Origin of the sequence: Wenxinia saemankumensis, assembly GCF_900141735.1 — a bacterium.
GTDB lineage: Bacteria > Pseudomonadota > Alphaproteobacteria > Rhodobacterales > Rhodobacteraceae > Wenxinia > Wenxinia saemankumensis.
This window is the reverse complement of record NZ_FQYO01000002.1, coordinates 330,514-344,786: the sequence shown is the minus strand read 5'-3', so window position 1 is coordinate 344,786 and position 14,273 is coordinate 330,514. Positions and strand designations below refer to the sequence as shown.

The 14,273-nt window shown below is 72.1% G+C and carries 15 protein-coding genes; 7 read left to right on the top strand and 8 right to left on the bottom strand.

Features of this window, described 5'->3' with window-relative positions; all coding sequences use genetic code 11:
• The first annotated feature begins 30 nt into the window (after positions 1–30).
• The 4 genes from BUE30_RS05490 to BUE30_RS05475 all read left to right on the top strand — a co-directional run bounded on the left by BUE30_RS05490 (position 31) and on the right by BUE30_RS05475 (position 3,599).
• A complete protein-coding gene (locus tag BUE30_RS05490) occupies positions 31–1,233 on the top strand; it encodes a pyridoxal phosphate-dependent aminotransferase (RefSeq protein WP_073326848.1) in 1,203 nt (400 codons plus the stop codon).
• Between the two features lie 118 nt (positions 1,234–1,351).
• Positions 1,352–2,725, top strand: a complete 1,374-nt coding sequence (locus BUE30_RS17745; RefSeq protein ID WP_170865613.1) for a hypothetical protein — start codon at positions 1,352–1,354, stop codon at positions 2,723–2,725.
• Positions 2,726–2,905: 180 nt separating this feature from the next.
• Entirely contained in the window at positions 2,906–3,322 is a 417-nt protein-coding gene (locus tag BUE30_RS05480; protein WP_073326846.1) for a hypothetical protein, read from the top strand.
• Complete coding sequence (locus BUE30_RS05475; protein ID WP_073326845.1) at positions 3,312–3,599, top strand: hypothetical protein; 288 nt, start codon at positions 3,312–3,314, stop codon at positions 3,597–3,599. The genes BUE30_RS05480 and BUE30_RS05475 overlap by 11 nt, the downstream gene beginning before the upstream one ends.
• Here BUE30_RS05475 and BUE30_RS05470 read toward each other — a convergent pair.
• The 5 genes from BUE30_RS05470 to BUE30_RS05450 form a co-directional block, all read right to left on the bottom strand.
• Entirely contained in the window at positions 3,596–4,981 is a 1,386-nt protein-coding gene (locus BUE30_RS05470) for an MATE family efflux transporter (RefSeq protein ID WP_073326844.1), read from the bottom strand. The two genes, BUE30_RS05475 and BUE30_RS05470, sit on opposite strands and share 4 nt — an antisense overlap.
• Positions 4,982–5,074: 93 nt before the next feature.
• Positions 5,075–6,355, bottom strand: a complete 1,281-nt coding sequence (locus BUE30_RS05465; protein WP_073326843.1) for a glycosyltransferase family 87 protein — start codon at positions 6,353–6,355, stop codon at positions 5,075–5,077.
• A complete protein-coding gene (locus tag BUE30_RS05460) occupies positions 6,352–6,786 on the bottom strand; it encodes a GtrA family protein (protein WP_073326842.1) in 435 nt (144 codons plus the stop codon). The genes BUE30_RS05465 and BUE30_RS05460 overlap by 4 nt, the downstream gene beginning before the upstream one ends.
• The gene (locus BUE30_RS05455) at positions 6,783–7,784 is read right to left on the bottom strand and encodes a glycosyltransferase family 2 protein (RefSeq protein WP_083601156.1); all 1,002 of its coding nucleotides are present in this window, start codon (positions 7,782–7,784) and stop codon (positions 6,783–6,785) included. Before BUE30_RS05455 ends, BUE30_RS05460 begins: the two co-directional genes overlap by 4 nt.
• A 154-nt stretch (positions 7,785–7,938) precedes the next feature.
• Positions 7,939–10,218, bottom strand: coding sequence for a primosomal protein N' (locus tag BUE30_RS05450; protein ID WP_083601154.1), 2,280 nt, complete (start codon positions 10,216–10,218; stop codon positions 7,939–7,941).
• Positions 10,219–10,592: 374 nt separating this feature from the next.
• Between BUE30_RS05450 and BUE30_RS05445 the strand changes: the two genes are divergently transcribed.
• From BUE30_RS05445 to BUE30_RS05435, 3 genes are all read left to right on the top strand, one after another.
• Positions 10,593–11,309: a DUF484 family protein gene (locus BUE30_RS05445; protein WP_073326840.1), complete on the top strand. Its 717-nt coding sequence runs from the start codon at positions 10,593–10,595 to the stop codon at positions 11,307–11,309.
• A complete protein-coding gene (locus BUE30_RS05440; RefSeq protein ID WP_073326839.1) occupies positions 11,306–12,301 on the top strand; it encodes a tyrosine recombinase XerC in 996 nt (331 codons plus the stop codon). The genes BUE30_RS05445 and BUE30_RS05440 overlap by 4 nt, the downstream gene beginning before the upstream one ends.
• A gap of 109 nt (positions 12,302–12,410) precedes the next feature.
• Positions 12,411–13,109 (top strand): CDP-alcohol phosphatidyltransferase family protein, encoded by a 699-nt coding sequence (locus BUE30_RS05435; RefSeq protein ID WP_073326838.1) that lies wholly within the window; start codon positions 12,411–12,413, stop codon positions 13,107–13,109.
• 81 nt (positions 13,110–13,190) lie between these two features.
• On the opposite strand, the gene BUE30_RS05430 is transcribed toward BUE30_RS05435, so the two are convergent.
• From BUE30_RS05430 to BUE30_RS18000, 3 genes are read right to left on the bottom strand one after another with little or no spacing between them, the layout of a single operon-like run.
• Positions 13,191–13,661 carry a methylated-DNA--[protein]-cysteine S-methyltransferase gene (locus BUE30_RS05430; RefSeq protein ID WP_073326837.1) on the bottom strand — a complete coding sequence of 157 codons (471 nt, stop codon included), beginning with the start codon at positions 13,659–13,661 and terminating at the stop codon, positions 13,191–13,193.
• Positions 13,637–14,002, bottom strand: a complete 366-nt coding sequence (locus BUE30_RS05425) for a VOC family protein (protein ID WP_073326836.1) — start codon at positions 14,000–14,002, stop codon at positions 13,637–13,639. Before BUE30_RS05425 ends, BUE30_RS05430 begins: the two co-directional genes overlap by 25 nt.
• Complete coding sequence (locus BUE30_RS18000; RefSeq protein ID WP_073326835.1) at positions 13,999–14,256, bottom strand: DUF3253 domain-containing protein; 258 nt, start codon at positions 14,254–14,256, stop codon at positions 13,999–14,001. Before BUE30_RS18000 ends, BUE30_RS05425 begins: the two co-directional genes overlap by 4 nt.
• Positions 14,257–14,273 lie beyond the last annotated feature (17 nt).

Sequence of the window (14,273 nt, the reverse complement as noted above, 5' to 3'; positions counted from 1 at the left end):
GGTCCCAGCCGAACCACCCCGGGAGCGAACATGTCCATCCTGTCCGCGACACTCGCGCGGGTGAAGCCCTCGCCCACGATCGCCATGACGACCCGCGCGGCCGAGTTGAAGGCGGCGGGCCGGGACGTGATCTCGCTCTCCGCCGGAGAGCCCGATTTCGGCACGCCGGAGAACATCCGCCGGGCCGGGATCGCCGCGATCGAGGCTGGCCGGACCCGCTACACCGCCGTCGACGGCCTGCCCGAGCTCAAGCGCGCGATCTGCCGGAAATTCGCCCGGGACAACCGCCTCGACTACCGCCCGGAACAGGTCACCGTGGGCACGGGCGGCAAGCAGGTGCTCTACAACGCGCTCATGGCCACGCTGGACCCGGGCGACGAGGTGGTGATCCCCGCGCCCTACTGGGTCAGCTATCCCGACATGGTGCTGCTGGCGGGCGGCACGCCGGTCTTCGTGCCCGGCGCGCGCGAGCGGGGCTACAAGATCACGCCGGACCAGCTCGAGGCGGCGATCACGCCCCGCACGAAGTGGTTTCTCTTCAACTCGCCCTCGAACCCCACCGGCGCCGGCTATTCCGCCGCCGAGCTGAAGGGGCTGACCGACGTGCTGATGCGCCATCCGCATGTCTGGGTCCTGACCGACGACATGTACGAGCATCTCGCCTTCGACGGCTTCGTCTTCGCCACCCCGGCAGAGGTCGAGCCGGGGCTGATGGACCGGACGCTGACGGTGAACGGCGTCAGCAAGGCCTATGCGATGACCGGCTGGCGGATCGGCTATGCGGCCGGACCCGAGGAGCTGATCCGCGGCATGCGCAAGGTGCAGAGCCAGTCCACCTCGAACCCCTGCACGATCAGCCAGTGGGCGGCGGTCGAGGCCCTGACCGGCCCGCAGGATTTTCTCGCCCCGAACGCCGCCCTCTTCCAGCGCCGCCGCGACCTTGTCGTCGCGGGGCTGAACGCCGCGCGGGGCATCGACTGTCCGGTGCCGGAAGGGGCGTTCTACGTCTATCCCGACATCTCGGGCTGCCTTGGCCTGACCTCTGCCGATGGTACGCCGATCGACAGCGACGAGGCCTTCACCACCGCCCTGCTCGACGAGGCCGGGGTGGCGGTGGTCTTCGGCGCGGCCTTCGGCCTCTCCCCTGCCTTCCGCGTCAGCTATGCCGCGTCGGAGACCGAGCTGACCGAGGCCTGCGCCCGGATCGCGCGGTTCTGCGACGGGATGCACTGATCGCGGGCCGCTCCCGAAACTTCACATTTCGCGGAACGATCTGCCGCTCCGGCCATTGGACCGGGTGAGAGGCGCCGCCTGGCGCACTCCGGTCCAATCCAGACAGGGAGGTCTCCCCGTGACCATTTCGATGAAGAAGGCGCTGCTGACAGGCGCAGCGACCGCCGCACTGACCGCCGGTGCCGCGTCCGCCCAGGAACGCATCCGCATCTCCGACGAAGGCATGAACGCCCTCGTCCCGATCTGTGCCGATGTCGTCGCGCTCTACAACACCGAGGGCGAGCTGCCCGCGGGCCTGCCCTCCACCTCGGAGGCCGTCGCGGTCATCAATCAGAACGACGAGGCCCAGTGCTCCGACCTGCTGGCGACACAGGGCGGCGACACCGAGGCCGACGCTTCTGCCGATGCCGAGGCGGATGCCGGCACCGACACCGGCACCGACACCGGCACCGACACGGCCGATACCGAGACCGACGGCGCGACGGACAGCGCCGACGCTGACGCCGAAACCGACGCCGATGCGAGCGCCGATGCCGACGCCAGCGCCGACGCGGAAGCCGAGGCCAATGCCGCCGCCGAGGCCACGGTCGAGGAGGAGCTGACGATCGAGGGCGAGGCCGTCGTGACCGTGCCCGAGCCGGAAGTCGACGTCGAGGTCGATCCGCCGGAGGTCACCGTGACAACCGCGAACCCCGACATCAGCGTGATGGAAGGCGCCAGCGAGATCAACGTCGAGCAGGCCCAGCCGAACGTCTCGGTCGAGATCCCCGAGATCATCGTCCGCGTCGAGATCCCCGCGCCGACGATCTACGTCACCCGCGGCGAGACCCAGGTCGCCGTCGACACGGCCGACCCGGAAGTCGAGGTCGTCCAGAACGAGCCGCGCGTCACTGTCCGCCAGGGCGCCCCGGAACTCGCGCTCGATCTCGACGAGACGGATGTCCCGGCCGACGACACGACCGAGGATTCGACGGCCACCGCCGAGGGCGATGCCGAGACGACCGACGCCGATGTCAGCACCGCCTCCACCGAGCCGACGGTCAACATCGTCCGCCCGGCCGGCCAGCCGACCGCCACGGTCGAGGCGGCGGATCCGACGATCTCGTACGAGAGCGCCGAGCCGAACGTCTCCGTCACCTTCGCCGAGCAGCCGACGATCGAGATCGTCACCGTGGGCGAGCCGACGGTCACCTACGAGACCGCTGAAGAGCGTGATGCCCGCCAGTCCGGCGCCGGCATGGAGAGCGACGCCGAAGGCGAGATGGAGACCGACGCCGCGGCCGACACCGACGCGTCCGGTGACACGAGCGCCGACGCGGCGGCCGACTCCGACGCTTCGGCCGACACCGACGCGAATGCCGACGCCTCCGCCGAGGCCGAGGCCGATGCGGGCACCGAAGGCGCCGACATCGCCGACGACGAGGCTGTGACGGATGACGGTGCCGTGGCCGACCCGTCGGACGACACCGAGACGGAAGAGACCGCCCAGTAAGGGCGACATTCCCCCCGCCCCTCTCTGCCGGGGGGCGGGGCGAAGTGAGGGCGTCCTGCCACGCGCGGGGCGCCCTTTTCGCGTTCCGGGGCCCTGCCCTTGTCCTTGCCCCGGGCGTCGCTAGACTCGCTGCGAAAGGCCGGACGCGCGATCAACGGCGCCGGAACGGACGAGGCAGACATGGGCGAAGACCTTCCGGACTTCTATTTCCGGGTGAAGGAGAACGGCGCGCTGGCGTTCCGGGTGAACACCGAGAACCGCCAGCGACGGATCGAGCTCGACCACATCGCGACGATCAACGTGAACAACGGCAATGTCCGGGCCACCGGCGACCGCGACCTGACCGGGGACGAGCAGGCGGCGATCGACGACTGGCTGGCCTCTCGGCGCGAGGTGCTGGCCGGACGCGAGCTGGACGATATCCTGCGGGCGGTCGACCATCTTAACCTCACTGCCCACTGGGTGCAGTCGAAGGCGACCGACGCCCAGCTCGACGCGATGACGGATCCGCTGCTCCTCGCCATGCACGACCTGCGCAGCGTCCTCGTGCGGAAGAAGGCCGACCGGATCGGCCGGGAGCGGTCCGATGACGCATAGTCCCGATTGCCTCGCCGCCGGCGGCGCCCCCGCCGATGTCCGGACCGACGTCGAGAGGGATTCCGGGACCGATGCGGCCGCCGCGCCGCTGCAGGCCGCCCCGGCCCGCGGGCCGGACTGGCTGCTGCGCTATCTCGACGATCTGAGCCGCACGGCGCGGCTGAGCGGCCATGCCGGGATCGCCGGCGACATCGAGGCGCTCATCCGCAGGCATGGCGGCGCCCTCGCGGGGGAGGAGCCGCGCGGTGCGCAGGTCCTCGCCTTCGGGCCGCGCTAGCCGGTGGCCGCCGCCCGCACGCCGATCCGCACGGATCGGCGCCAGAATCGCCACATCATCGAGGCGGCGGCCGCGGCGAGGCCGATCGTCAGCCCCAGCCAGACGCCCTGCACGCCCCAGTCCAGGACGAACCCGGCGACGTAGCCGGCGGGCAAGCCGATCCCCCAGTAGCTGACCATCGCCAGCCACATCGGCACCGCGGTGTCCTGCACCCCGCGCAGCAACGAGAGCGCGATGATCTGCGCCGCGTCGGCGAGCTGGAACAGCGCCGCCATCAGCACGAGGCTCGCCCCGACCGAGATCAGCGCCGCGCGGGCCGGCTCCGCCGGGTCGACGAAGAGCGCGACCAGCGGCCCGGGGATCGCGACGAAGACGGCGACCACCACCAGCGCGAAGGCGAGCGCGACGAGGATCGAGACGAGGCCGACGCGGCGCAGATCCGCCTCGGACCGGCGGCCATAGGCGCCGCCCGCGCGGATCGTCGCGGCCTGGCTCATCCCGACATGGAACATGAAGGTCAGCGCGGCGAGCTGCAGCGCGATGCCGTGCGCGGCGAGCGGGATCGCCCCGAACCAGCCGGCCATCACCGTCGAGGCGGCGAAGAGCCCGGCCTCGAACAGCGAGGTCAGCCCGATCGGCAGGCCGAGGCGGAACACCCGCCCCCGCGCCTCGGCATCGTCGCGCCAGATCCGCTGGAACAGCTTCGCCTCCGGCAGCACCCGCTCGGCATAGAGGCACAGGATCAGCAGCGTCAGCGCCTGCGTCAGGATCGAGGCGATGGCCGCCCCGCGGATGCCCAGCTCGGGCGCGCCGAGATTTCCGAAGATCAGCGCGTAGTTGACGCCCGCGTTGAACAGCACGGCGCCCATCGTCACCCACAGCTGCACCCGCGTCAGTCCCTGCGCGCCGAGATAGTTGCGCATCACGTTGCCGCCCAGGTGCAGCGGCAGGCCCCACATCGCGATCCGCAGGTAGTCCTGCGCGAGCGCGGCCACCTGCGGCTCCTGCCCGATGGCGAGAAGCAGCGCCTCGGACCACCAGAAGGCGGGGATCGTCAGGACCGAGAACCCCGCCGACAGCCAGAAGGCCATGCGGGTGAGGCGCCGGGCGCGGGTGTCGTCGCCCTCGGCGATGGCGCTGGCGACGAGCGGGCTGACCGCGTTGCCGAATCCCGCGCCGAAGATGAAGAGGTTGAACCACAGCGTCGAGGCGATGGTCGCCGCCGCCAGCGCGACGACGTCGTACCAGCCCAGCATCAGCACGTCGGTCATGTGGATCGCGAATCCCGCCACCGCCGACCCGACGAGCGGCAGGCCGAGACCCAGCAGGCGGCGCGCCTCGTGCCCGTTCGTGGTCTGGGAGGGGGGATAGGCGGCGTCCATGGCCTCCCTTAGGCCCGCCGCGCGGCCCGGTCCAGCCATGCCGAACGGCCGGAACGCAAGAGCCGACTTGCGGGGGCGACGCGGGTGCCCGCGTCAGGCCTGCAGCGACGGCTCACCCCGTGCCGGACCGGATCGCGGCCCGCGCCCGGGTCGATCGACCCGGTCAAGCGCTTCCGGCAGGGACTCCTCGCCCGCGTCCCGGGCCCGCTGCAGGATCCGCAGCAGAAGGCAGGCCGCGATGATCATGACCGGCCCCACGAGCGACACCGGCGGATGCGCCAGGTATGCCTCCTCCCCGAGGATGGTGTCGTAGAATTCGGTCACGATCATCCCGTAGTACGAAGCCAGCAGGACAGTCCCGATGAGCACGCCTTTCTCGACGGCCCCGGCATGGCGTGCAAGGGCAGGCAACAGCAGCCCTGCGGCGGCCGCGAGCATCGCGAGGTCGTAGTCGTAGTTGTAGGGGCTGAGCAGCGTCGAGACGACGACCGCGTAGCCCAGCACCAAACCAGCCGCAGGCCCCCTCGCGACGACCCAGGCCAGCGACGCGAGGGCGAGGATCGCGGCCGCCAGGTGCAGGGCCATTGCCATGTCGTGTCCGATCCCGAGCGACCGCGCCGACGCGTAGATCGAGGTCATCCGGTAGTAGGCGAAGCCGCCGCCCTCGAGGACCTCGGCCGTGTCCGCGATACCCCCCAGTGAGGCGGGCCAGATCCCGGGGCCGAAGGCCAGCGTCGCCAGGCCGGAGATCGCCGTGACGGTCCCGAGCGACAGCGCCGCGAGGCCCCAGCGCCGGGTCAGAAGCGACCAGATGCCGACCCCCAGCGCGAGGTGCGGTTTGATCGCCATCAGCCCCAGCGGCAACCCGGCCCACCGCGAAGACTGCATCGCGAGCAGGCAGGCAAGTCCGACGAGTCCCCCCGTGAGGAAGCTGTTCTGACCCGACTTGATGATAAGAAGCGCCATTGGGCAGAACAGGATTGCAACGGTGTGAAACCCTTCCCCCGACAGCCGGCGGAGCACGAGGACGGCGAAGGCGCCTGTCGCGATCATGAAAAGCGCGTAGGACAGCGGCGCCGCAACGAGCGAGAGCGGCGCGATCACGAAGTTGAACGGCGGCGGATAGCTCCAGTACATCTTCGGCGAATTGGGCCAGAGCGGTGAGGCCTGACGCTCGAGGAACAGTTCGGGCACATAGGCTCGATAGAGCGACCCTTCGGCATTCATCTCGCTGACGAGATAGAAGACATCGAAGTCCAGCAGGAAATCCTTCCCCATCGCCCGCGGGAAGGCGATGAAGGCTGCCGTATACAGCACCAGCAGCAGCAGGGCGACGATCAGCGCGCCGAGGGTGAGCGGTCGAAGTCTGATCATTCCGAAAACCGTTCGATCGCCGAGACCGGCCCGGCAAAGGCCCAGGCCTTCGCGGCGAGGTAGTTCGCGGGCGGCACGATCAGCACGACGAGCGCCATCGCCAGCGCGAAATCGAGCCCTGCGCGGTCCGCAGCGAGGGTGATCGCCGAGCTCACCGCGAGGGCGAGGCCGGCCACGCAGAGGAACCGCAGCGCCTGCCCCGCATCGGCGCCGGGGCGGCGGAAGGTGACGCGGGCATGGCCGAGATAGGACACGCCGACGGCAGCGGCGAACCCGGCGAGGTTCGCGGCGAGGTCCGGCAGGCCGAGCGCCGCCTGCGCCGCGAGGGCGGCGGCGGCGTGGACGATGGTCGCCGCGAGTCCGACCGCGCCGAAGCGCAGCATCTGCGCGATATCCACGCGGCGCGACAGGGCGGAACGGGCCGCGCTCATTCCGGCAGGCCGGCGCTGGAGCCGACCACGTAGAGCGGCCGGCCGCGCACCTCGGTCAGGATGCGCCCGACATATTCCCCGATGATGCCCAGCGCGATCAGGTTCAGGCCACCGAAGCCGAGGATCAGGATCGCGGTCGAGGCGTAGCCCGGCACCGGGTTGCCGTAGACCAGCGTCGCCCCGAACACCCAGGCCGCATAGAGCAAGGACATCAGACCGATCGCGCTGCCGATATAGGTCCAGCAGCGCAGCGGCTTCGTCGTCGACCCGAAGATCCCGTCCAGCGCGAGGCCCCAGAGCCGGGCGTAGTTCAGGCGGGTCCGGCCGGCATTGCGGCCGGGCCGATCGAACAGCACTTCCTCGGTGCGGAATCCGACCCAGGCGAAGAGCGCCTTGTTGAGGCGGACCCTCTCCTTCATCGAGAGCAGCACGTCGACGACCTTGCGGTCGAGCAGGCGGAAATCGCCCACGTCCTGTGGCATCGGGTGATCGGAGATGCGGTTGTAGACCCGGTAGAAGCCGCGGGCGGTCTGCCGCTTCATCCAGCTGTCGCCGGCACGGTTGCGGCGCCTGGCATTGACGACCTCGGCCCCGGCGCGCCACAGCCCGATCATTCCCGGCAGGGCGGCAGGGTCGTCCTGCAGGTCGACATCCATCGGCACCACCGCCTCGCCGCGCGCGTATTCGAGACCGGCGCAGAGCGCCGCCTCCTTGCCGAAATTGCGCGACAGGTTGACGAGCGAGAGGGCCTCGCGTCGCGCCACGAGCGAGCGGATGACGAATTCGGTGCCGTCGGAACTGCCGTCGTTGACGAAGAGGATGTCGAGCCGGACTCCCTCGGGCAGGTCCGGCCGCAGCGCCTCGATCGCCTCGACGAAGGGCAGGATCGCGCGCTCTTCGTTGTAGACGGGCACGACGAGGGTCACGCGCGAGCGCGGGAGCTGGTCCGTGGCGCGGTGATCCCGCGATTTCGACGTGTCGAGGGCGACGATGGACATCGGATTGAGCCTCGCGGGTTGCGGCAGCCTGCCGGGAACGCCGCCGACCCTGTCCCGCCTTCGGGGACGGATCGTGAAACAATCGTGGTGATTTGGGGGCCCGCGCCCGCTCGACCCAGCCCCGCTCGGCGGGTTCGCTCGGCCGGGGCGCCGCTCAGAGGAAGCTCTGCGGGTCGATGTCGATGGCGAGGCGCAGGTTCGCGGGTCGCTTCACCTGCGCGACCCATTCGGCCAAGGCGGCCTGCAGCGGGGCGCTCCGCTCCGCCTTGACCAGGAGGCGCACGCGGTGGCGGCCCCGGACGCGGGCGATCGGCGCCGGGGCGGGGCCGAATACCTGCGCCCCGATCCGCCGGAGCGGGCCGTCGCGCCGGGCGAGTGCGTTGCCGAGATCGAACACCTCCTGCACGTCGGGCGAGGACAGCACGATCCCCGCCATCCGGCCGAAGGGCGGCACGCCCGCCGCGCGCCGCTCCGCCGCCTCGGCGGCCCAGAACCCCTCCTCGTCGCCGGTCAGGATCGCGCGGATGACCGGATGCTCGGGCTGGAAGGTCTGGAGGAGGGCGGTGCCCGGCGCCTCGGCCCGGCCTGCCCGGCCGGCGACCTGGCGCATCAGCTGGAAGGTCCGCTCCGCCGCGCGCAGGTCCGACCCCTGCAACCCCAGATCGGCGTCGATCACCCCGACGAGGGTCAGCTTGGGGAAATTGTGGCCCTTCGCCACCAGTTGCGTGCCGATGACGATGTCCGCCGCGCCTGCCGCGATGGCCGCGATCTCGGCCTTGAGCGCGCGGGCGCTGCCGAAGAGATCCGAGGACAGGACCGCGACCCGCGCGCGGGGGAAGCGGGCGGTCGCCTCCTCGGCCAGCCGCTCGACCCCCGGGCCGACGGGGGCGAGCTTGCCCTCGACCTCGCAGGCGGGACAGGCGGCGGGGATCGGCTTCGTCTCGCCGCATTGATGGCACATCAGGCGCTTGAGGAACCGGTGCTCGACCATGCGGGCATCGCAGGTGTCGCAGCCGATCTGGTGCCCGCAGGCGCGACAGATCGTGACCGGCGCATAGCCCCGGCGGTTGAGGAAGAGGAGCGACTGCTCGCCCCGCGCCAGACGCCCCTCGACCGCGCGGGCCAGCGGCTCGGAGACCCAACGGCCGGCGGGCATGTCCTCGCCCCGCAGGTCCAGCGCCTCCATCCGGGGCAGGACGGCCGGGCCGAACCGGTCGGTCAGGTCGATGCGGGCGTATTTCCCCGCCTCGGCATTCACCCAGCTCTCGAGCGAGGGCGTGGCGGAGGCGAGAACCACCTGCGCGCCCGCGATGGAGGCGCGCAGCACCGCCATGTCGCGGGCGTTGTAGAGCACGCCCTCCTCCTGCTTGTAGGAGGTGTCGTGCTCCTCGTCGACGACGATCAGCCCGAGATCCCGGTAGGGCAGGAAGAGCGCGGAGCGGGCGCCCACCACCAGTTCCGCCCCGCCCGCCGCGACCATGTGCCAGGTGCGGCGCCGCTCGGTCTGGGTCACGCCCGAATGCCATTCGGCGGGGCGGGCGCCGAACCGCGCCTCCACCCGGCCCACGAATTCGCCGGTGAGCGCGATCTCGGGCAGCAGGACCAGCGCCTGCCGGCCCTGCGCGAGGCATTCGGCGACCGCCTCGAGATAGACCTCGGTCTTGCCCGAGCCGGTGACCCCGCGCAGCAGGGTGGTGGAATAGCGCCGGGCGGCCACGGCCGCGCGCAGCCGGTCCGCCCCAGCCTGCTGGCTTTCGGTCAGCGCCTTCGGTGCCGCGGAGGGGTCGAGCCGGGGAAAGGGCATGTCGCGGGGCGCCTCCTCCTCCAGCACGGCGCCGGCCTTGACGAGGCCCTTCACGACCGAGGTGCCGGTGCCGGCCATCTGCGCCAGTTCCGACAGCTGGAAGGCGAGGCCGCCATATTCCTCGAGCACGGCGAGCACCTTCTCGCGCGCCTCGGTCATGCGGGGGGGCGTCCCCTCCCCCAGCCGGTAGACACGCCGGGCGGCGGGCGGCGCGCCGAGATCCGGCGCCCGGCTGGCGAGGCGCAGCATCGCGGGCATCGGCGTCAGCGTGTAATCGGCCGCGCGGCCGAGGAACTCGCGCATCTCGGCCCGGAGCGGGGCCGCCTCGAGCACGCGGCTGGCGGGGCGCAGCCTGGCCCGGTCGAAACTGCCGGTCCCCGGCCCCCAGACGACGCCGAGCACCGCCCGCGGGCCGAGCGGCACTTCGAGGAAGGCACCGATCCAGCAGCCGCCCGCCGGGGCGCGGTAGTCGAGAAGTCGGTCGAGCGGCTGGGTGGTGAGCACGGCGATGGGCGTGCCCTCGGGAAAGAACTCGGCCCCCTCTTCCGCCCCGGCCTCCACGCGCGCATCCGGCCCGGCCGCCCCCTGCGGGGCACCGAAGAGATCGGATTGTGAGGAGTCGGGGGGCATGGCCCGCGATGTAGCGATCCGGGCCGCGCGGCAAAAGGGCGGAAGCGCGCCCGGCCGGCGCGGTTGGCGCCGCGATGGGGCCCGGCGTCGCGCGCCGGCGGCCTGACCGACGTCGGTGCCGGGCGGGGGAGCGGCAGACGCCCCTGCCCGCACGGGTTGCCGGCCGCGACGAGACGGGGCCGGGATGGGCCCCTCGTCTCCGGGACTGCCCCCTGCCCCCTGGCGGCCCTGTCGCCGGGGAGTCACGCCGGCCGGCGGGCGGTGCCGTCCCGGCTTGCGGGGCGGGTCGCGGGCGGCCACTCTCGCCCGACATGCGCCCGATCCCCCCGCCACACGAGGGGGACGGGCCGAGGCAGACGAGCAGGACCCCGACCATGGACCAGAATCTCGCCGCGCTCGACGCGACCTTGCGCGACCGCATCATCTCCGACCCCGACGCGCTTCTCGACGATGCCGAGGTGATGGCCGCGCTCGTCGCCGCCAACGAGCGGGCGATGGGCACCAACATCGTCGACCTGCGCGGGATCGCGATGGAGCGGCTGGAGGCGCGGCTCGACCGGCTGGAGGACACGCATCGCAGCGTGATCGCGGCCGCCTACGAGAACCTCGCCGGCACCAACCAGATCCACCGGGCGATCCTGAAGCTGCTGGAGCCGGCGCAGTTCGAGGTCTTCCTGCGCGATCTCGGCACCGAGGTGGCGCAGATCCTGCGGGTAGACGAGCTGCGGCTGGTGCTGGAGGCCGAGGAGGGCGACGGCACGGCCGCCCTCGCCCGGCTGGGCGACGTGCTGAGCCTGCAGCCGGCGGGCTTCATCGCGGACTACGTCAATCACGGAAGGGCGATCCCGCTGCGGCAGGTCACGCTGCGCCAGATCGGGCCGGACGCGGTCGCGCAGAGCCCGCTCTGGTCCGGGCGCACCGCGATCCGGTCGGAGGTCTGCCTGCTGCTCGATTTCGGGCCGGACACGGCGGCGGGCCTGCTCGTCATGGGGTCGGAGGATCCGCATCTCTTCTCGCCGCAGCAGGGGACCGACCTTCTCGGCTTCTTCGCCGGCGTGTTCGAACGGGCGATGCGGCGCTGGCTGGCATGAGCCTCTCGCCCGCCCTGGCCGACGCGCTGTCCCGCTGGCTGGACCACGAGCGCGGGGTGAAGGGCGCGGCGGCGAACACGGTCAGGGCCTACCAGTCGGACGTGCTGGGCTTTCTCGCCTTCCTGCAGCGGCATCACGGCGATGCGCTCGGCCTCGCCCCGCTGGCGCGGATCACCACGCCCGACATGCGCGCCTGGATGGCGCATGAACGCGGCCGCGGCGTCGGCGCGCGCTCGCTCGCGCGGGCGCTCTCGGCGGTGAAGACCTTCTACGGCTGGCTGTCCGAGCGCGAGGGGTTCGAGCCGACGGCCGTCCTCGCGACCCGCGCCCCGCGCTACAAGCCCGGCCTGCCGCGTCCGCTGGACGAGGGCGCGGCCCGCGCCGTGCTGGACGATGTCGAGGCGGTCGCGGCCGAGCCCTGGATCGCGGCGCGGGACCGGGCGGTGGTCACGCTGCTCTACGGCTGCGGGCTGCGGATCTCGGAGGCGCTGTCGCTGACCGGCGCGGACGCGCCGCTGGCCGCCGCGATCACGATCAGGGGCAAGGGCGGCAAGGAGCGGCGCGTGCCGGTCCTGCCCGTCGCGCGGGACGCGGTCGACGCCTATCTCCGGCTCTGCCCCTTCCCCGCCGAGGCGGACGGCCCGCTCTTCCGCGGCGCGCGGGGCGGCGCGCTGAATCCCCGGCTCGTGCAGCGCGCGATGGAAGGGGCCCGCACCCGGCTCGGCCTGCCGCCCAGCGCCACGCCGCATGCCCTGCGCCATTCCTTCGCGACCCACCTGCTCTCGGCCGGGGGCGACCTCCGCGCGATCCAGGAACTGCTCGGCCATGCCTCGCTCTCCACCACGCAGGCTTATACGGCGGTCGATGCCGGCCGGCTGATGGAGGTCTACGACGCCGCCCATCCGAGGGCCGGCGCCAAAGGGCGGCGTGCCCCTGCCGAGGAGGGGGCCGGGGAAAGGGCCGAGGAACGATCCGCGCGGGGTTCCGGTTGACCCCGGGGACCGGCGCTGCGAAGGCCGGGGCCCGACCTCTCCGCCGGGGCGCACCGGCCGCGACGGACGAGGGGCGCATGCCATGCCAGACAGACGAGGACAGGATCCGATGGATATCCGCGCAAAGGCCCTCTCGGTCCACCTGCTGACCGCGACGGGATCGGTCTTCGCGATGCTCTCGCTCCTCGCCGCGGTGGCGGGGCAATGGGACGTGATGTTCCTGTGGCTGGTCGTCGCCTTCTTCGTCGACGGGATCGACGGCCCGCTGGCGCGGAGATACGACGTGGGCCGCAACGCGCCCGTCTTCGACGGCGAGCTGCTCGACCTGATCATCGACTACCTCACCTACGTCTTCATCCCGGCCTACGCGCTCTTCGTGCATCCGGACCTGCTGCCCGGATGGTCGGGCTGGCTCGCGATCCTCGTCATCACCTATGCAAGCGGGCTCTACTTCGCGGACACGCGGATGAAGACGGCCGACAAGTCCTTCTCGGGCTTTCCGGGCTGCTGGAACATGGTCGTGCTGGTGATGTTCGCGCTCAAGCCGAACTACTGGGTGATCCTCGCCGTCGTCGCGGTGCTGACGGTGGCGATGTTCCTGCCGGTCAAGTTCGTGCATCCCACCCGCACCCCGCGCTGGAAGGCGGTCACGCTGCCCGTGGCGCTGGCCTGGACCGGCTTCGCCGGCTGGGCGGCCTGGATCGACTTCCATCCCGAGAGCTGGGCGCTCTGGGGACTCGCGATCACGTCGGTCTACCTGCTGGCGGTCGGCGCGGTGCAGCAGCTGATCTACGGCAGGGACGGCTGAGGGCGCGTAAGGGGGCTCCGCCCCCGGCGCTGCGCGCCTCCCCCGGAGTGTTTCCGGCAAGATAAGAGCAGGGCCGCCCCCTCAGATCAGCAGCGCGCCCTCGTGGCGCAGCAGCGCGGCCTTCGTCTCGGGGCCGAGCGCGCCGGAGAAACCGCCGAGCCGGCCGGTGCCGGTGACGCGGTGGCAGGGGATCAGCAGCGGCAGCGGGTTGGCGCCGCAGGCCTGGCCGACCGCCTGCGGCGGCACGCCGAGCGCGGCGCCGATCTCGCCGTAGCTGCGGGTGCGGCCGTAGGGGATGGCGCGCATCTCGGCCCAGACACGGGCGGCGAGGCCCGTCCCGCCCGGATCGAGCGGCAGGTCGAAGTCCTGCAGCAGCCCGGCCCAGTAGGCGGTGACCTGGACGCAGGCCCGCTGCAGCAGGTCGACGCCCCGCGCGGGGCGCAGGACCGGCCCCCAGCCGGCGGCGACGATCGCGCCGGCCCGGGCCTCGATCCAGAACGGGCCGGTCGGGGTGTCGAGGGCCGCCTTCAGACCTGCCGGGCGAGATACCATTGCGTCCCGTCCGGGCTGCGGACGCCGCCGCGGCGGTCTCCGTCGCCCTTTTCCATCATGGGTTGAAGCACGTCGCAGCCCGCCGCCACCGCCCGCTCGAAGGCCGCGTCCTGGTCCGGCATGTAGAGATGCAGCATGGCGGGCGGCCCGTCCCCGCCGCCGACCATCAGGACCGTGTCGCCGAGACGGATCTCGGCCTGCAGGACCGACCCGTCCTCGCCCCGGAAGGCGCGAAGCCGTTCGCCGCCCAGGACCTGTTCGGCAAAGGCCAGCACCGCCTCGGGGTCGGGGACGACAAGGTAGGGCGCGAGGTCGGTGGAACCGGCGGGCTTGTAGCTCATGTCCCGGAGTGTCCGCCCTCCGCCCTCCCCTCGTCAAGCGCGAGGCGGATCGGGCCCCGCGCGCCGGCCGGGTCGACCGGGACGCCGCCCTGCGTCGCGAGGAGCGGCAGCGTGGCGGCGACGCGGCGCACGACGCCCATCAGCGGGCGCCAATCCTCCGACAGGGCGCGGGCGGCCTCGGACGGGCAGAAGGTCCCGGGGGCCCGGGCGCGGGCCAGCGCCATCAGGGCGGCGGCGATATCGGCATCCGTCACCGTCCCGGCCCGCCCGG